The organism is Streptomyces sp. 3330, assembly GCF_031456635.1.
GTDB lineage: Bacteria > Actinomycetota > Actinomycetes > Streptomycetales > Streptomycetaceae > Streptomyces.
On sequence record NZ_JAVDVA010000007.1, the window covers coordinates 52,991 to 70,993 of the forward strand.

13 protein-coding genes and 1 tRNA gene are annotated in these 18,003 nt (G+C 72.1%); 5 read left to right on the forward strand and 9 right to left on the reverse strand.

Going from position 1 to position 18,003, the window contains the following annotated elements:
* Positions 1-15: 15 nt before the first annotated feature.
* The 4 genes from J2X68_RS13990 to J2X68_RS14005 form a co-directional block, all read right to left on the reverse strand.
* Entirely contained in the window at positions 16-1,221 is a 1,206-nt protein-coding gene (locus tag J2X68_RS13990; protein ID WP_310432837.1) for a ribonuclease inhibitor, read from the reverse strand.
* Complete coding sequence (locus J2X68_RS13995) at positions 1,218-2,582, reverse strand: SDR family oxidoreductase (protein ID WP_310432838.1); 1,365 nt, start codon at positions 2,580-2,582, stop codon at positions 1,218-1,220. The genes J2X68_RS13990 and J2X68_RS13995 overlap by 4 nt, the downstream gene beginning before the upstream one ends.
* 44 nt (positions 2,583-2,626) lie before the next feature.
* Positions 2,627-2,698: transfer RNA gene (locus J2X68_RS14000), tRNA-Glu, on the reverse strand.
* 184 nt (positions 2,699-2,882) lie between these two features.
* A complete protein-coding gene (locus J2X68_RS14005) occupies positions 2,883-3,128 on the reverse strand; it encodes a WhiB family transcriptional regulator (protein WP_310432839.1) in 246 nt (81 codons plus the stop codon).
* Positions 3,129-3,448: 320 nt separating this feature from the next.
* On the opposite strand from J2X68_RS14005, the gene J2X68_RS14010 reads away from it, so the two are divergent.
* A complete protein-coding gene (locus J2X68_RS14010; RefSeq protein WP_310432840.1) occupies positions 3,449-4,240 on the forward strand; it encodes a VOC family protein in 792 nt (263 codons plus the stop codon).
* Positions 4,241-4,424: 184 nt separating this feature from the next.
* Here the strand turns inward: J2X68_RS14010 and J2X68_RS14015 are convergent, their stop codons facing one another.
* On the reverse strand, positions 4,425-5,450 hold the full coding sequence (locus J2X68_RS14015) for a LacI family DNA-binding transcriptional regulator (RefSeq protein ID WP_310432841.1): 1,026 nt from the start codon (positions 5,448-5,450) through the stop codon (positions 4,425-4,427).
* A gap of 82 nt (positions 5,451-5,532) precedes the next feature.
* Positions 5,533-6,540, reverse strand: coding sequence for a multicopper oxidase domain-containing protein (locus tag J2X68_RS14020; RefSeq protein WP_310432842.1), 1,008 nt, complete (start codon positions 6,538-6,540; stop codon positions 5,533-5,535).
* A 199-nt stretch (positions 6,541-6,739) separates the two neighbouring features.
* Between J2X68_RS14020 and J2X68_RS14025 the strand changes: the two genes are divergently transcribed.
* Both J2X68_RS14025 and J2X68_RS14030 read left to right on the forward strand, forming a co-directional pair.
* Positions 6,740-9,217: a ThuA domain-containing protein gene (locus tag J2X68_RS14025; protein ID WP_310432843.1), complete on the forward strand. Its 2,478-nt coding sequence runs from the start codon at positions 6,740-6,742 to the stop codon at positions 9,215-9,217.
* A 53-nt stretch (positions 9,218-9,270) separates the two neighbouring features.
* Complete coding sequence (locus J2X68_RS14030; RefSeq protein ID WP_310433078.1) at positions 9,271-11,418, forward strand: OmpL47-type beta-barrel domain-containing protein; 2,148 nt, start codon at positions 9,271-9,273, stop codon at positions 11,416-11,418.
* Between the two features lie 227 nt (positions 11,419-11,645).
* Here the strand turns inward: J2X68_RS14030 and ligD are convergent, their stop codons facing one another.
* Positions 11,646-12,683, reverse strand: coding sequence for a non-homologous end-joining DNA ligase (gene ligD, locus J2X68_RS14035; protein ID WP_310432844.1), 1,038 nt, complete (start codon positions 12,681-12,683; stop codon positions 11,646-11,648).
* A 94-nt stretch (positions 12,684-12,777) separates the two neighbouring features.
* Between ligD and J2X68_RS14040 the strand changes: the two genes are divergently transcribed.
* A complete protein-coding gene (locus J2X68_RS14040; protein WP_310432845.1) occupies positions 12,778-13,854 on the forward strand; it encodes an ATP-dependent DNA ligase in 1,077 nt (358 codons plus the stop codon).
* Positions 13,855-14,254: 400 nt separating this feature from the next.
* Here J2X68_RS14040 and J2X68_RS14045 read toward each other — a convergent pair whose 3' ends face one another.
* On the reverse strand, positions 14,255-15,445 hold the full coding sequence (locus J2X68_RS14045; RefSeq protein ID WP_310432846.1) for a zinc-dependent alcohol dehydrogenase: 1,191 nt from the start codon (positions 15,443-15,445) through the stop codon (positions 14,255-14,257).
* Between the two features lie 541 nt (positions 15,446-15,986).
* Here J2X68_RS14045 and J2X68_RS14050 point away from each other — a divergent pair.
* Entirely contained in the window at positions 15,987-16,952 is a 966-nt protein-coding gene (locus J2X68_RS14050; RefSeq protein WP_310432847.1) for a DUF3048 domain-containing protein, read from the forward strand.
* A gap of 374 nt (positions 16,953-17,326) precedes the next feature.
* Here the strand turns inward: J2X68_RS14050 and J2X68_RS14055 are convergent, their stop codons facing one another.
* Positions 17,327-17,791: a MarR family transcriptional regulator gene (locus J2X68_RS14055; protein WP_310432848.1), complete on the reverse strand. Its 465-nt coding sequence runs from the start codon at positions 17,789-17,791 to the stop codon at positions 17,327-17,329.
* Positions 17,792-18,003: the final 212 nt, after the last annotated feature.

Consider the following 18,003-nt stretch of genomic DNA (forward strand, 5'->3'; position numbering starts at 1 on the left):
GGGCGCCGGCGGGCGTCAGTGCCCCGCCGGCGCCTCCGGCGGCGCCGTGCGGTGCACGCTCCGCACGGCCGCCACGTCGGGCGGGACGGCCGGGGGCGGCACCTCGGCGCTGAGCGCCGCCAGACGGCGTTTGACGGTGGCGGCGACGCCCTGCCCCAGGACGAAGCGGGTGGCGGTGGCCGCGCGGGGCGCGTGGTCGAGGATGCGGTGGGCCTCGCGGCTGCGCAGCCCCGTGTGGCGCAGGACGAGGTGGGCGAGGCGGTGCTCGCCGGCCGCCAGCGTCCGCCCGATGCTCTCGGCGGCCGCCAGGTCCAGCCGGTTGTCCGCCGCGCCGAGCACGCCCGCCGCCCGGACCCGGCCGAGGTCCAGCAGGGTGACACCGGCGGCGGTGGCCGCGCCGACCAGACGGGCGGCGGCGGAGGGGCCGACGCCGTTGCTGGCGACCGACAGCCGGGTGAGCCGGCCGTAGGGCGCCCGCTGCAGGGCGTCGGCGAGCAGGAGCGCGCCCGCGTCGCCCAACCGGGCGGCGGACACGTACAGTTCGCCGATCGCCCCGGCGGCCACCACCGCCGCGAGCGCCTCCGCGCCCGCCTCCCCCAGCGGGTTGCCGCCGACGAACAGCCGCTCGATGCGCCGTCCGTTGCCCGCGGCGGCCAGCAGCGCGTCGGCGAGCACGGCGACGCCCGCCGCGTCGAGTCCGGTCTGCACAAGGTCGAGCGTGCGCAACGTCCGGGCTGAATCGACGAGTTCGGCCGCCGCGCGGCCACCGCCGCGGCCCAGCGGGTTGCGCTTGAGCCACACGCCCGTGACCACCTGGGGCGAGGCGCGCAGCTGGTCGGCGATCCGGCAGGCGCCGCCCGCGGTGATGCCGTTGCACCCGAGGTAGAGCGTCTCGACCGGCGCCTCCGTCCCGGCCACGGTGGCGGCGCCGTCGTCCCCGAGGGCGTCGGTGCCGAGGAGCAGATGCCGCACGGGCGAGGGGCCGTCGGCCAGGGCCCCGGTGACCAGGGCCGCGCCCTCCGCCCCCAGGCCCTGCTTGCACAGGTCGAGCCGCCCGTCGGGCAGCGCGGTGCCCGTCGCGAAGTCCAGCCGCTCGCCCGCCGGACGCCCGGCCCGCAGCCAGTCGAGCAGCGGGGCGAGGTCGGCGAGGGGGCGGGGCGCCACGTGGGGCACCCCGGCGAAACCTGCCTGCTCCGGCCCCGCCGCGCTCTCCTCGCTCACCACTGCGCCTCCCGGTAGTCCTTGAGGAACACGCCCGACACGGGGTGGCCGGCCTCGCCGCGCACGATGGGGTCGTACACGCGGGCCGCGCCGTCCACGATGTCCAGCGGCGTACGGAAGCCCGCGCCCGCCATCCGGGCCTTCTTCGGCGCCGGGTTCTCGTCGGTGATCCAGCCGGTGTCGACGGCGCACATGTGCACGCCCTGCTCGGCGAGCGCGGCCGCGCTGGTGCGGGTGAGCATGTTGAGGGCGGCCTTGGCCATGTTGGTGTGCGGGTGCCCGGGCATCTTGTTGCGCACCGCGAACCGTCCTTCGACGGCCGTCACGTTGACCACGTACCGGCGCGGGTGCGGCGAGGCCAGCAGCAGCGGCAGCAGCCGGTCGCAGAGCAGCGCGGGCGCGAGGGCGTTGACGAGCTGGGTCTCCAGGACCTCGGCCGGGTCCAGCGCGCCGAGCCGGGCCGACCAGGAGTTCTCCGGGGAGGGATCGGGCAGCAGTCCGGCCTCGTCGGCCTCCCGCAGCGCGGCCGGCAGCGCACAGAGCGAGCCGCCGAGGCCCTCCAGCATCCGCATCGGGGTGAACCCGGGCGCCCGGCGCGTTCCCTCGGGCAGCGCGTCGCGCTCCCCGGCGGCCAGCAGGGCGTAGGACTCGGGCGGCCGGCGCACGGTCTGCGCCGCGTTGTTGACGAGGATGTCGAGCGGCTCGCCCTCCCGGCGCAGTTCCTCGCACAGGCCCAGCACCTGGCGCGGGTCGCGCAGATCGACGGCGACGACGGTGAGCCGGTCCAGCCACTGCGCGCTGCCCGGCTCGGCCCGGAACCGGCGGACGGTGTCGTGCGGGAAGCGGGAGGTGACGACGGTCTGCGCACCGTCCCGCAGCATCATCAGCGCCAGCTGGAAGCCGATCTTGACCCGGCCGCCGGTGAGCAGCACACGGCGCCCGCTCAGGTCGGTGCTCAGCGAGCGGCGGGCCGTGTTGTCCGCGGCGCAGGCAGGGCAGAGCCGGTGATAGAAGGTGTCGACCTCCCGATAGGCCGACTTGCAGACATAACAGGTGCGCGGCCGGATGAAACGGCCCCCGTGTCCGGTGTCCGGCAGGGGCGCGTCCTCGCGCCGGTCCAGGGCCCCCGTCGCGGTCGCCGCCATCGTCGCCGCGTCGGCGGCCGCCACCTCGGCGCCCCGCTCCTTGCGCCGCCGCAGCCGCCCGTCGCGCGCGAAGGACGCGGCGACCTGCTCGGCCCGCAGCCGCACGGGATCGTTCACCGGCAGCGCGCGCAGCCTGCCCACGAGGCCGTGGAAGGCGGCCAGCTCCGCCTCGGTGACGGACGGACCGGCCGCCGCCCCCTCGCTGTCCTCGCCCATCCGTCGCCGCCCCGCCCCGTGCCCGCCCCGTGCTCGCCCTGCCGTGGTCCCGACCGGATTCGAACCGGCGTATCCACCCTGAGAAGGTGGCGAGTCTGCCTCTGCTCTACGGGACCGCGCGCGCGTCCGGACGACCGGACACGCACCGGCGTGACGCCTCGAGCCGGGGCTCCCCCCGCTCGGGCGAAACCGAGGGTGAGGGGAGTGCGCCCTGCTCGCGCCACGTCCGGACGCCCCCGGATCCTAACCGCACCCCCGCGACGCGGTCACTCGGATTCGGGGTCGCCGCCACGGCGCGGCTCAGTGCGCCGTGCGCCGGAGACTGAGGCGCTCCTTCTCGGACATGCCGCCCCAGACGCCGAAGCGCTCGTCGTTGGCCAGGGCGTACTCCAGGCAGGCGGAGCGCATCTCGCACATCCCGCAGATGCGCTTCGCCTCCCGTACGGAACTGCCGGGCTCGGGGAAGAAGAACTCCGCCCCGGTCTGTGCGCACAGGGCCTCCTGCTGCCAGCCGAGGTCGGGTGCCGGAATCGTGTCGGTATACATGGCCAGGATCGTGCCCGGCGTCGAAAAACGTTCGATCAACGCCGGATATACGCGGCGCCCCGAGGCCCCCGGCCGCCCGATGATGCTCCTGGCGCCCACCCCTTTGCACGGCGGCGCGCGGCGTACCCGGCACTCTCCGGGAACGCCGGGCGGACGCGGGCATCTCCCCCACGACGGCCCGGGGCCGCCCGGGACCGCCCCGGACCGTCCGTGGCCGGGCCGTCCCGGGCGCGCCGGTGGCCGTACTCCGGCAGCGTTTGTCAGTGGGCGGTGCAAGACTCGGCAGTGCAGGGAACGGGACCCCTTCGAGGAGGGCAAGGATGCTCACCACCCGCTTCGTCAACGGCGCACCGAACTGGATCGATGTCGGCACCTCCGACATCGACGGCGCCACCTCCTTCTACGGCGCCCTCTTCGACTGGCGGTTCCGGTCGGCCGGACCCGAGGCCGGCGGGTACGGCTTCTTCCAGCTGGACGGCAGGACCGTGGCCGGCGGGATGCAGACCGCGCCCGGCCAGGGCCCGCCGTCGTGGACGGTCTATTTCCGGACAGCGGACGCGCAGGACACGGCGCAGATCGCCGAGCGGAAGCACGGCAGGGTCCTGCTCGCGCCGATGGACGTGATGGGCCAGGGCACGATGGCGGTCATCGCCGACCAGGCGGGCGTGCCGTTCGGCCTCTGGCAGCCGGGAGAGACCGTGGGCGTGGACGTGGCGAACGAGCCCGGCGCGCTGTGCTGGGTCGAGCTGTACACGCCCGACATCGCCGCGGCGGCCGCGTTCTACAACGCGACGCTGGGCCTGGAGACCTCGGCCGCCGCCTTCCCCGGCGGCACGTACACGTGCGTCAACCCGGCCGGCGCCGGGGAGGAGGCGATGTTCGGCGGGATCGTGCCGCTGGCCGACGACCCCACGGAGGCCGAGACCGGCGCGTACTGGCTGCCGTACTTCGAGGTCGCCGACGCGGACACCGTCGTGGCCAGGGCGCAGGAGCTGGGCGGCAAGGTACGGATGCCCGCCACGGACGTCGAGGGCGTCGGCCGCATCGCCAAGCTCGCCGACCCCTACGGCGCACGCTTCGCCGTGATCAAGAGCGTGCCCCAGGAGATGTGAGACGGTCCGGGACCTCGCGGGAACGGACGGCACTGAGCCGGGCAGGCTCCGGGCGGGGCCGAGCGGGGCGGACCCGCGCGTGACGGACCCGCGCGTGACGGACGTGGGCGTGACGCCCCGGGCAGGACGGACATGGGCTGGGCGGATCCGGGGGGGGCGGATCCGGGTGGGGCGGCGGCCCCGGTCAGGCCGAGGCCCGGCGCACCAGCGTGGTCGGCAGGACCACACCGCCCGGCGCCTCGTCGGCGACCCGCCGGTCGAGACGGCGCAGCAGCAGACGGGCCATGATCCGGCCCAGCTCCTCGATGTCCTGACGGACCGTCGTCAGCGGCGGATCGCTCTGTTCGGCGACGGGCAGCATGTCGTCGAAGCCGACCACGGCGACGTCCTCGGGCACCCGGCGCCCGCGTTCGCGCAGGACCCGCAGCGCACCCGAGGCGGCGAGGTCGTTCGCGGCGAACACCGCGTCCAGGTCGGGGCACCGGTCGAGGAGTTCCCGCATGGCCCGCTCGGCGCCGCCGGGCGTGAAGTCGCTCTCCGCGACCAGCCGCGGATCGTTCTCCCCCATGACCTCCCGGTATCCGTCGAGCCGGTCCGCCGCGGAGGTCTGGTCGAGGGGGCCGGTGATGTGCGCGATGCGGGTGCGGCCGAGTCCGGCCAGCAGGCGTACGGCCTCGCGGGCGCCGCCGCGGTTGTCGCTGTCGACGTAGACCACGTCCCGTGTGCCGTCGCTCCAGCCGGGACGGCCGCCGAACACGGTCGGGACCCCGGCGCCCTGGATCAGCCCGGGCAGCGGGTCGTCGAGGTGCAGCGAGAAGACGAGGGCCCCGTCGACGTGGCCGCCCGCGAGGTACCGGGCGACACGGGCGTGGTCGTCGCGGCCCTCGGTGAGCAGCAGCACCAACTGGTTGTCGTGAGCGGTCAGTTCCTTGCTGATACCGCGGAGCTGGAGTGCGAAGAAGGGATCGGCGAAGACCCGGGTCTCCGGTTCGGCGATGACCACGGCGACCGCGTCGTGCCGCTTCGTCACCAGGCTGCGCGCCGCCTGGTTCGGGACGTACCCGAGCTCCTCCACGGCCTGTCTGACGCGCTCGACGAGCGGCTCGCGGACGCCGTCCCCGCCATTGACGACACGCGACACGGTCGCCCGGGAGACCCCGGCCCGCGCGGCCACGGCCTCCAGCGTGGGTCGCGACGCTGTCTCGGTCACTTCGGGGCTCCTCCTGGCCGGCTGCGGCTCAGGATAACGCCGGGAGACGGCGGAGGTGAGAGCGCTCTCCGAGCTCCGCCCCTCAGTGCCGGTGCGCGGCGCCGGTCCCGCCCGGCTCGTCGGACCCGGACGACCCGTGCGACCCGTGCGGCTCGTATCCCGGGATCGTGCCGTCGGGCTTCCTCACCAGGAACAGTCCGACCATCCCCATGTCGGAGTGGCTCTGCACATGGCAGTGGTACATCCACGCGCCGGCGCCCACCCCCTCCCCCGCGATCACCTGGAACCCGAAGGAGTCGGCCGGGCCGACGATCTTGTTGTCGACGACCTGGCTGGGGTCGTCGGGGCCGGTGAGCAGTCCGGTGCGGTTGTCGGCCCAGCGATGACCGTGCAGATGGAAGGTGTGGTAGTACTCGCCGTGCGTGATCATCACGAACTCGACCCGGTCGCCCACCGTCGCCTCGAAGTCGGGTCCCTGGTGGCCCGCGTGGGCGGGTCTGTTGTTGATCGTCATGTCGTTGAAGACGATCGTGTGGGTGGCGTCGGGCAGGATGTCGCCCTTGCGCCGGACGATCACCGGCCCGTACAGGCCCTTGCGGATGCCGCCCGTCCCGTGTTCCGTTCCCACGACGTGGTCGTGGTAGTGCCAGTAGCCCGCGCTGCCCGCCCGCCAGGTGCCGTCGGCGCGGCGGCCGGGGGCGTGGGTGCGCCAGGTGTAGGTGCGCGTGCCGCCGGGCTCGATGTCGCTCCTGTTCAACCTGGTGCCGTCGCTGGACACTTCGTAGTCCAGACCGTGGACGTGCAGACTGGCGGCCACGTCCAGGGTGTTCTCCACCTCGATGTGGAGGGTGTCGCCCTCGTCGGCCTCGATCAGCGGTCCGGGGATGGTCGCCTTCCCCTTCTCGAAGCCGTAACCGAGCTGTCCGTCGGGGAGCTTCTCCATGTACAGCTTGAGGTGCCGGACCGCTCCCCCGGCCGGCGCGGTCCTGGCCGGCCCGTCGGCGCTCACCGCCCTCGGCCCCAAGGACAACGATGTCGCGGCGACGGCGCCGCCCAGCAGCACCCGGCGGTTGAACCCGCGCCCGTCCATGCCGAACTCCCCACCCTGGTACGGAATTTGCGAAGATGAAGAAGACGTGCCTGTGATGAACCTGTGAGACGGTACCGGTCGTTCCGCCGTTTCTCCACACCCAGGACAAAGTTCATGCCATTGCGGTCATAGCCCTTGGCGACTCATGCAGAAGGGGTCTAGCTTCCTTGGCGCTGTCGCTGTGACCGAGGAGGTGCCCATGCACTTACGAGGGTTGAGTACGAGAGGACGAATCCGGGTGACCGCCGTGGCGTGCGCAACGCTCGTCGCGGGCCTGCTGTCCGCGCCGGCCGCGGACGCGCGCCCGGCCCCGGAGCCACCCCTGACAACGATGTCCATCAAGTCGCCGCCGGGCGGCCCGCATGTACGGGTACTGATCTTCCACGGGTCGGCCGCGGCCGGGGACGAGTCACCGGTCGTCGACGCCGGTATCGAGGCCGTCGAGCGGATCGGCCTGTCCGGTCCGGCGGACCAGCGCTTCGAGGTCGAGGCCACGGACGACGCCTCCGTCTTCACCGACGGGACGAGGATGGGCGGTTACAACGCGGTCGTGTTCCTGACCGGGGGCGGTGACGTCCTCGATCCGGAGCAGGAAGCGGGCCTGGAGGCCTACATGGAGGCCGGCGGCGGATTCGTCGGCGTCCACGACGCGGCCCGCGCGGAGCCGTACTCGGACTGGTTCACCGGCCTGATCGGCGCCCGTCCCGCCACTTCGAGCCCGACGGCCGTGCAGCGGGCCACCGTCGAGGTCGGCGACCGGCGGCATCCGGCCACCGGTGCGCTGCCGCTGGAGTGGAAGCGCCCGGACCGGTGGCCGAACTGGGTGAAGAACCCCTCCGGCGAGGTGCACACCGTAGCCCGGGTGCGCGAGTCGACCTACCAGCCGGGCGCGAGCGCCAACGGCACGGACCATCCGGTGAGTTGGTGCCGTGACTACGACGGCGGCCGCTCCTTCTACACCGGTATGGGCGGCACGGTCTCGTCGTACGACGAGACGGACTTCCGCACGCATCTGCGCGGCGCCCTGCTCTGGACGTCCCGGCTGGTGCAGGCCGACTGCAAGGCCACCATCACCAAGAACTACCAGGCCGAGCGTCTGACCCCGGCCAACCAGCCCGGCCGGAACGACCAGATCGGTGAACCGCACGGCCTGGTCACCGCGCCCGACGGCCGGGTCCTCTACATCGGGCGGGGCGGCGCCGACTCCTCCCGGCCGGTGATCACCGACTGGAACAGCCCGGACGTCGGCAAGGGCAAGGGCCAGGTCCACGTCTACGACCCGGCGACCAAGAAGGTCACGCTGGCCGGGGAGCTGACGGTCTTCGGCAACAAGGGCGGCGGCGACGAGCTCGTCAAGGTCGAGGAAGGCCTCCTCGGCATCGAGCTCGACCCGCGCTTCGAGCAGAACGGCTGGGTGTACCTGCACTACACACCCCACTCGGGCGTCGACCGTGACACCCGGACGGCCGAGCGGCGGGTCTCCCGCTTCACGCTCGACCCCGCCACGAACCGGCTCGACCTCGGCAGCGAGAAGGTGCTGCTCAAGTGGCCCGTGCAGGTGCACAGTTGCTGTCACGCCGGGGGCGGGATGACCTGGGACTCGAAGGGCAACCTGTACATCGCCACCGGTGACAACAACTCCAGTGGTTTCAGCGGCGGTTACTCCGGCAACAACCCGCAGCCGAACTTCAAGGGCGTCTCCTTCGCGGACGCGCGCCGCACGGCCGGGAACACCCACAACCTCAACGGCAAGATCCTGCGCATCCATCCGGAGCCCGACGGCACCTACACGCTTCCGGCGGGGAACCTGTTCACGGGCCGGGAGACCGAGGAGGGCGGTGGCAAGACCCGCGGCGAGATCTATGTGATGGGCGTCCGCAATCCCGCGCGCATCTTCGTCGACCGCACCACCGACATCCTGTACGCGGGCTGGGTCGGCCCGGACGCGGGCGAGCCGTCACCCGTCTGGGGACCGGCGAAGTACGACACGTTCGCCGTCATCACCCAGGCGGGCAACCGGGGTTGGCCGTACTGCATGGGCAACAAGCAGCCGTACCGGGACCGTAACCTGCCGGATCCGTCCCAGCCGCTGGGCTGGTACGACTGCGACCACCCGAAGAACGAGTCGCCGAACAACGACGGCCTGGTCAACCTGCCGCCGGTCACCGGCAACAACATCTGGTACTCGCCTCAGGGCGGCGCACCGGACTACCCGCGCGACGCGAACGGCGTGCCGTCCTACCGGCAGGACCAGGCGACGTACCGGCTGCCGTGGCTCAAGGGCGGCGGGCAGGCGGCGATGAACGGTCCCGTCTACCGCTACGACGCCGCCGGCGCGAGTGCGGTGAGGTGGCCCGCCTACTGGGACGGCAAGTGGTTCGTCGGCGACTTCTACGACGCCGATCAGCCGCGCAACGCGGTCGTCATGGATCCGAGGACGCAGGGCTCGGGCGGTCTGCCGGTCCACTCGGAGTCGCTGAAGAAGATCGTGCCGGTCGGCAACGACGGCATCAAGAACCTCATGGACTGGAAGTTCGGCCCGGACGGCGCCCTGTACGTCCTCGACTACGGCCGGGGCTTCTTCACCTCGGACGCCAAGTCGGCGCTGTGGCGGGTCACGTACAAGGGCGGCGGTCCCACACCGGCCGCCGACCGGCTGGCGAGGGGGACCAGGTGACTCTGCGGACACGGCAACGAAGAGTCCTGACGGCCCTGTTGGCCGCCGTACTGATGACGCTCGGTCTCCAGGCGGCGCCCACCGCGGCGCAGTCCGAGCCGTCCGCCGCGGCCGCCCAGGTGCTCACCTGGACCGCGGGCGACGACATCACCCGGTACGGTTCGGCGCCGACGACGGCGGTGGCGGGTCAGGCGACGATCGTCTTCGAGAACAGCGTGGCGACCGGCAACACCATGGGCATGCCGCACACGCTGACGTTCGCGACCAACGACCCCGAGTTCAACGACGACGTCACGCTGAACATCCTGGCCAACCCGAACGACGACGCGGGCGGCCGGCACACCGCCGAGGTCACCCTGACCCCGGGACGCTACTTCTACCACTGCACGATCCCCGGCCACGGCCAGATGCAGGGCATCCTCGTGGTGACGGAGGGCGGCGGCGAGGACACGACACCGCCGCAGACGGCGGCGCAGGTCACCGGCACACAGAACGCGCAGGGCGAGTACGTCGGCTCGGCGAGCGTCGCGATCGGGGCGACCGACGAGGGCGGGTCCGGCGTCGACGGCATCCAGTATGCCGTCGGCACCGCAGGCGACTGGATCCCGTACACCGCACCGGTCGTCGTCGATCAGGTCGGCAGCCATCAGATCCGCTACCGGGCGTTCGACAAGGCCGGCAACGTCTCCGCGGAGAAGACCGTCGCGTTCACGGTCGTCGCCCCGCCCTCCGACGACACGACACCCCCGGACACCTCCGGGACGGTGAGCGGTGAGCAGAACCCCGACGGCACGTACATCGACATGGCGACCGTCACCGTGTCGGCCTCCGACACCGGATCCGGCGTCAACACCGTCGAGTACGCCGTCGGCTCCGGGGCCTGGCAGCCGTACACCGCGCCCGTGATGGTGCACCAGGTCGGCACCCACACCGTGCGGTACCGGGCCACCGACAAGGCGGGCAACTCGGCCGCCGAGAAGAGCGTCCGGTTCACCGTCGTCGCGGCGGCCCCGCAGGACACCACGCCCCCGGTGACCGGCGTGAGCGTCGAGGGCACGAAGAACTCCGGCGGCGCCTACGTCGGCAACGCCAGGGTGACGGTGAGCGCCACGGACGAACACGGTTCGGGTGTCGACCGGATCGAGTATTCACTCGACGGTGGACCGTACATCGCCTACACCATCCCGGTGGTGGTCGACCGTGCCGGCCCGCACACCCTCGCCTACCGCGCCACCGACAAGGCGGGCAACACCTCCACCGCGCGCACGGTGACCTTCACCGTGGTGTCGAGCCAGGTCCCCGCCCCCAACTGCCCCGAATACGACGAGCGGTTGACGGTGATCGTCGGCACGGTCGACTCGGGGGTGCCGAACCGGCTGACGGACAAGCGCTGCCGGATCAACGAACTGATCGAGGACGAGAAGGAGTGGACGTCCCACGCGCTGTTCCTCAAGCACGTGAAGACGGTCCTCGACGCGCTGCTCGCCCAGGGGGTCGTGGACCAGCGTGAGTACGACGCCGTCCAGGAGGCGGCGCGGCAGTCCGGGATCGGCAAGCCCGGCCAGACCGAGGGCTACCGCACGATCCTCGACGGCAGCGCGGAGTCGTTCGCGAAGTGGCAGCAGGTGGGCGGCGGTTCGTTCGCCCGGAATCCCGACGGATCGATCACCAGCGGGACCACGCGCGAGGGCCTCGGCATGCTGTGGTTCCCCGAGCGCAAGTACGGCGACTTCTCGCTGAAGCTCCAGTGGCGCGACGACGCCCCGGGCGCCGGCAACGCCAACTCCGGTGTGTTCGTGCGCTTCCCGTGGGTCCATGACCACGCCGAGGAGCCGCGACCGGAGTGGGTCGCCATCAAGTACGGGCACGAGGTACAGGTGCTGGACCGGCCGGACGGGGACATGTACAAGACCGGCTCGGTCTACGGCTTCGACCGGGTGGGACTCGCCGGCGCGGGCGTCACCCAGAAGGGGACCTGGAACGACTACGAGATCAGGGTGGTCGACCAGCACTACTCGGTCTACCGCAACGGTGTACTGATCAACGAGTTCGACAACACCGGCGGCCAGGTGTTCTCCCCGCCGCGCGCGGACGACCCGGGCACGGACGGCCGGCGCTTCGCCTCCGGCTACCTCGGGCTCCAGGTGCACAGCACGACGGACGTCGTCTCGTACCGGGACATCCGCGTCAAGGAGCTCTGAAGAACTCTGAGGGGAGCGGTCTAGGTGTTCTGTCTCGGGAGGTTGTGGATGGGTGAGCCAGGTCTCGGCTGAGGGATCTTGAACAGGTGAGGGCCTTCCGGTTCGGTGTGGATTGCGACGTCGACACCTGACCGAAAGGCCCTCGTGCCCCACCGTAACGCACCCCTGACCGAGACCGGCCGTCTGCGCCTGGCCCGCTGCGTCCCCAACCTCACGGGTCAGTACATCTAGGACGCCCCGGGTCCGCCCGGGGCGTCCTCGTGCCGGGCCCGGCTCGGCTGCACCCGCTTCGGCTCGCCGGGCATCTTCGGGTACTCCGGCGGATACGGCAGATCGCCCAGTCCGTGGTCGTGTTCGTCGCGGCGGGCGAGTTCGAGGAGGGCCTCCAGGGAGAACGCGTGGTCGTCCATGTCGGCGTGCACATCGCCGAGTTCGGCGAACCGGGCCGGCATGGTCGCGAGGTCGAAGTCGTCGGGACGGGCGTCGCCGACCTCCTCCCAGCGCAGCGGCGCCGAGACGGGCGCGTGCGGCCGGGGACGTACGGAGTAGGCGGAGGCGATGGTGCGGTCGCGGGCGGTCTGGTTGTAGTCGATGAAGATGCGCTTGCCCCGCTCCTCCTTCCACCACTTGATCGTGACCCGCTCCGGCATCCGCCGTTCCATCTCCCGGCCGACGGCGATGGCGGCCCGCCGGACCTGCGTGAAGGTCCAGCGGGGTTCGATCGGCACGAACACGTGCAGACCACGGCCTCCGGAGGTCTTGGGCCACCCGCGCAGACCGCCGAACTCGTCGAGGACGGACTGCAGTTCATGGGCGGCGTGGACGGCGTCGTCGTAGTCGGTGCCGGGCTGCGGGTCGAGGTCGATCCGCAGTTCGTCGGGAGAGTCGACGTCGTCGCGGCGCACGGGCCAGGGGTGGAAGGTGAGCGTGCCGTACTGGGCGGCCCACAGGACGGCGGCCTCCTCGGTCGGGCACATCTCGTCGGCGCTGCGTCCGCTGGGGAAGGTGATGTGCGCGGTCGGGATCCAGTCGGGCATGTTCTTCGGCGCCCGCTTCTGGAAGAAGGACTCGCCGGTGACGCCGTCCGGGTAGCGCTCCAGGGTGGTGGGGCGGTTGCGCAGGGCCCGCAGGATGCCGGGGGCGACCGCCTGGTAGTAGCGGGCGAGGTCCAGCTTGGTGAAGCCGCGCTCCGGGAAGAAGACCTTGTCGGGGCTGGACAGCCGTACCGTCCGGCCGGCCACTTCCAGTTCCACCGCATCTCCCATGCGAGCCACGGTAGACACACCTCCGACGGCTCGCATCAGCTCGCGGCCGCGCGCACGCCGGGCGGTCCCCGCGATCCTCGCGCAGAATCGGAGCATGGATCTGCCGGTGATGCCGCCCGTGAAGCCGATGCTCGCCAAGTCGGTGGCGGCGATTCCGCCGGGCATGCAGTACGAGGCGAAGTGGGACGGCTTCCGCGCGATCGTGTTCCGCGACGGTGCCGAGGTCGAGCTGGGAAGCCGCACCGGAAAGCCGCTGACCAGGTATTTTCCGGAACTGGTGGAAGCGTTGCGGGAACGGTTGCCGCAGCGGTGTGTGCTGGACGGTGAGATCGTGATCGCCCGGGAGGGTCGGCTCGACTTCGACGCCCTCACCGAGCGCATCCACCCGGCGGATTCCCGGGTGCGCACGCTCGCCGAACGGACCCCGGCGTCGTTCGTCGCGTTCGACCTGCTGGCCCTCGACGACCGGTCGCTCCTGGACGTCCCGCTGGCGGACCGCCGCCAACTGCTGACCGGGGCGCTCGCCGGGGTGACGGCGCCCGTGCACGTGGCGCCGGCGACGACCGACGCCGAGGTGGCGCGGCAGTGGTTCGAGGAGTACGAGGGCGCGGGCCTGGACGGGGTGATCGCCAAACCGCTCGCCCTGCACTACCGCCAGGACGAGCGCGCCATGTTCAAGATCAAGCACGAGCGCACGGCGGACGTCGTCGTCGCCGGATACCGCTTCCACAAGAGCGGACCGGTGGTCGGCTCTCTGCTGCTGGGCCTGTACGACGACCGGGGCGTCCTCCAGCACGTCGGCGTGTCGGCCGCCTTCTCCATGAAACGCCGGGCGGAGCTGATCGAGGAGCTGGAGCCGCTGCGCATGGCGGACGCGGCGGGCCATCCGTGGGCGGCCTGGGCGGAGGGGGCCGCGCACGAGTCGGCACGCCTGCCCGGAGCTCCGAGCCGCTGGTCGGGCAAGAAGGACCTGTCGTGGGTGCCGTTGCGGCCGGAACGGGTGGTCGAGGTGGCGTACGACCACATGGAGAACGGCGCCCGGTTCCGGCATACCGCCCGCTTCCGCCGCTGGCGCCCGGACCGGACCGCCTCCAGTTGCACGTACGCGCAACTGGAGGAGCCGGTGCGCTACGACCTGGCCGAAATTCTGGGGGCGCCGCCCGCGACGTGATTCCGCAACCGGTGGCGGACGTAGAGCTTCCTCCGCAAGCGGTTACGGACCCAGTACGTCTTCCGCAACCGGTTACGGACCCCGAGCTTCCTCGGCATCCGGTTGCGGCCCAAGAGCTTCTTCCGCGACCGGACGCCGACCGGTGCCGGCCGCGTCCTCCCGAAGCGGGCGTGGAACGCCGGGCTCGGCCGCTGTTTCTGCGGAACCGGTGCAACCGGTGCAACCGGTTTCGATCCCGCCCCTGACCCGCAAGCGGTTTCGGGATGACACCGGACCCGTAACCGGTTACGGACCCACACCTGACCCGTAACCGGTTACGGACCCACACCTGACCCGTAACCGGTTACGGGTCCTCAGCTCACCCGTAACCGGTTACGCGCTCACCGTCGGCTCTCGCGGTTCACGGGGTCATCAGCACCTTCACCGCGCCGTCCTGCTTCTGCTGGAACATTTCGTACGCGTGCGGAGCGTCCGACAGCGGTACGCGGTGGGTGGCGAAGTCGTCGACGCCGAGCGGGTCCTCGTCGGTGAGGTACGGCAGGATCTCGTCGCACCAGCGGCGCACGTTGGCCTGACCCATGCGGATCTGGAGCTGCTTGTCGAACATGGTGAGCATCGGCAGCGGGTCGGCCATGCCGCCGTAGACGCCGACGAGCGAGAGGGTGCCGCCGCGGCGCACCAGCTCGATGGCGGTGTGCAGGGCGGCGAGCCGGTCGACGCTGAAACGTTCCGCGAGCGGGCCGCTCAGCTTGCGCGGGAGCATGGCGGCGGCGTTCTGGATCATGCGGGCGGCCGCGCTGCCGTGCGCCTCGGTGCCGACGGCGTCGATCACGGCGTCCGGGCCGCGACCGTCGGTCTCGTCGCGGATCGCGGCGATGAGTTCCTTCTCGGAGTCGAAGCTGCGCAGGTCGAACGTTTCCACGCCCCGCGCGCGGGCCCGGCGCAGCCGGTCGCCGACCAGGTCCACGCCGAACACCCGGCTCGCGCCGCGCACCTGGGCGACACGGCAGGCCATGTCGCCGATGGGGCCGAGGCCTAGCACCGCGACGGTGCCGCCCTCGGGGATGTCCGCGTAGGCGACGGCCTGCCAGGCGGTGGGCAGCACGTCGGAGAGGTACACGAAGCGGTCGTCGGGCGGGCCCTCGGGCACCTTGATGGGGCCGAACTGGGCCTGCGGCACCCGCAGATACTCCGCCTGCGCGCCGGGCACCGCCCCGTACAGGCGGGTGTAGCCGAACAGGGCGGCGCCCATGCCCTCACCGGTGACCTGGGTGGTCTCGCACTGGGTGGGCAACGCGTTCAGACACATCCAGCAGTTGCCGCAGGCGATCTGGAAGGGCACCACGACCCGGTCCCCGGCCCGGAGGTCCGGCACCGCGGCGCCGACCTCCTCGACGATGCCCATGGGTTCGTGGCCGAGGATGTCACCCAGGGTCATGAACGGGGTGAGCACCTCGTACAGGTGCAGGTCCGAGCCGCACAGGCCGGTGGACGTGATGCGGATGACGGCATCCGTCGGTTCCTGGATCGTCGGATCGGGCACGGTGTCCACCCGAACGTCCCGCTTGCCCTGCCAGGTCACTGCCTTCATCGCGCCGCGCTCCCTCCGCCGACCGGCCCGTCCGGCTGGTCCGGGGGTACCGGGTCCTGGCTGCGGCCCGGGTACCCGACCCCCGGACCGCGAACCACGAAGCCCACGCCCCACGGGCCCCCAGGTCCACGGGCTCCCAGGTCCACGGGCCCGCAGGCCGCATCCAGCTCACCCCTCCCCGCGCTGCCTCGTCCCACCCCGCGCTGCACCGGCCCGTCTCGCCGCCCTCCTCCGTCGCACCCCACCCCGGCCCAGCCCCCCTCCTCCCCCGACCTCGCCCGCCCGCCTGCCCGCACACACGCACGCACGCATAGCCACTTTCGAACGGACGAGCGCACAATCGAGACACGAAACGGGGGTGGCCATGACAGGCACGAGTGGTTCGGGACGCCAAAGACATCCTGGACATCCGAGACGCCCGAACATTCCGGGGCGACTCGGCCGGCCCGGACGAACGCGGCGACCGAGACCGGGACCGATACCGAGCGGTCCGGGACATCCGGGGAATCCGGCGCGCACGACGCACGCCGGGCGCCGCTCGGTGGCCGCGGCGCTGCTGGCCGGCGTTCTGGCGGTCGTCCTCGCGGCCGGCTGCACGACCAGCCGCGAGCCGCCGACGAAGGACGACGGCCGGAGCGCGTCGCAGCAGCCGAACCCGAGCGGGAGCACCAGCCCCTCGGCCGCCGTCGGTTCCGTACTCGCCGTGAAGATCGACAACGCCCCCGGTGCCCGGCCGCAGACCGGCCTGGACTCCGCGGACGTCGTCTACGCCGAGCAGGTCGAGGGCGGGCTGAGCCGGCTGATGGCCGTGTACGCGACCACGCTGCCGAAGGCCGTCGGCCCCGTGCGCAGCGCCCGCGAGTCCGATCTGGAGCTGCTGGGCCAGTTCGAGCGGCCGGTGCTGGCGTTCTCCGGAGCGCAGGGCAAGCTGCTGCCGCTGATCGACCGGGCGCCGCTGGACGCCGTCACGCCCGAGGACCCGGCCGGAGCCGGGGCCTACTACCGGGGCGCCGACCGGTCCGCGCCCCACAACCTCTACGTGCACCCGGATCGCCTGCTGCCCTCCGCGCCGGGCTCCGCCGCGCTGACCACGGGGTTCCGTTACGGCCCCGCACCCGCCGGCGGTACGGCGCAGCCCTCGCTGACCGTGCGCTACCCGGCGGCCCGCTTCACCTTCACCTGGTCGGCGAGCCGGGCGCGCTGGCTGGTCTCGACCGACGGCGCGCCGACGGTGACGACCGACGGGCGGCGGGTGGCCCCGGCCACGGTGGTCGTGCAGTACGTGAAGGTGCGCGCGTCGGGCTTCCACGACTTCCTCGGCAACAACACGCCCTACACCGAGACGGTGGGTTCGGGAAAGGCGAGGGTGCTGCGCGACGGACGGGTCCACGACGTGAACTGGAGACGGACGACGGCCACGGACGGCACCGACTTCGCGACCGTCGACGGCACCCCGGTGTCCTTCGCCGAGGGCCAGGTGTGGGTGGTGTTCGCCAAGGCACCCTGACGACCCTCAGCCACCCCCACACCCACGCCCACCCCAGACCCACGCCCACCCCAGACCCGCGCCCACCCCAGACCCGCGCCCACCGCAGACCCAGACCCACACCCAGACTCGCACCCACACCCACACCCACACCCGCCGACCGACACCCCTGCGCCCGCACACCACGTCGGCGCACCGGGATCGCGCACCCCGCCCCGCCCGGACACCGTGATCCGGACGGGGGCGGGGCGTGACCGGGACGAGCGGTTCCGACAGGCCGTGATCAGGCCACACCGGAGTCAGGCCACACCGGAGTCAGGCCACACCGGAGTCAGGCCACATCGTGTTCAGCCCACACAGCGCTCAGGCCACGCGGTAGTCAGGCCGCGCCGTGTTCAGGACGGGGCGACCAGCGGCTCCCCGGGGTTGCGCAGTCCCTCGGCCGCGTCCGAGACGCGCTGGATGAGCTCGAGGAACAGGGTCTGCTCCGCGGCCGACAGCGGCGACAGGAAGACCTGGTTCATCCGGGCCGTGCGGACCGTCAGCCTGCGGTGGGTGCGCGTCCCCTCGTCGGTGAGCCCCAGCAGGAAGCGGCGCCCGTCCTGCGGGTCGCGGACCTTGTCGAGCAGCCCGCGGCGCATGAGCCTGCTGATCACCTCGGCGATGGTGGAGCGGTCGAGCCCCACCCGCTCCCCCACCGTGCGCTGGTCGAGGCCCGGCTCGGCGACGAGCGCGTTGAGGACCGCGAACTGCGGCGAGGTGATCTCCTCGGAGACCATCGTGTTCCACAGCAGGTAGTGCGCCTGCTGGAGCCGCCGGGCCAGGTGCCCGGGGTGGCTGGTGAGATCCACCGCGGCCATGTGCGCTCCTCAGCGTAAGATTTCGTCGGTGCACTGAACAATACCGCGCGCCATCGTCCAGGTCTTGTACCTGTGTGACCCTTCCCTGACCTCCGGCCTGGGGCCTTGACTGCTCCGGTCCACGGTGGCAGCGTGTGGGAAACCCCGGTGAAATAATCAGTGCCCTGATTAATTGGCGGCCGGGGACGCGCGGAAGAGATGGGGCTTCACGG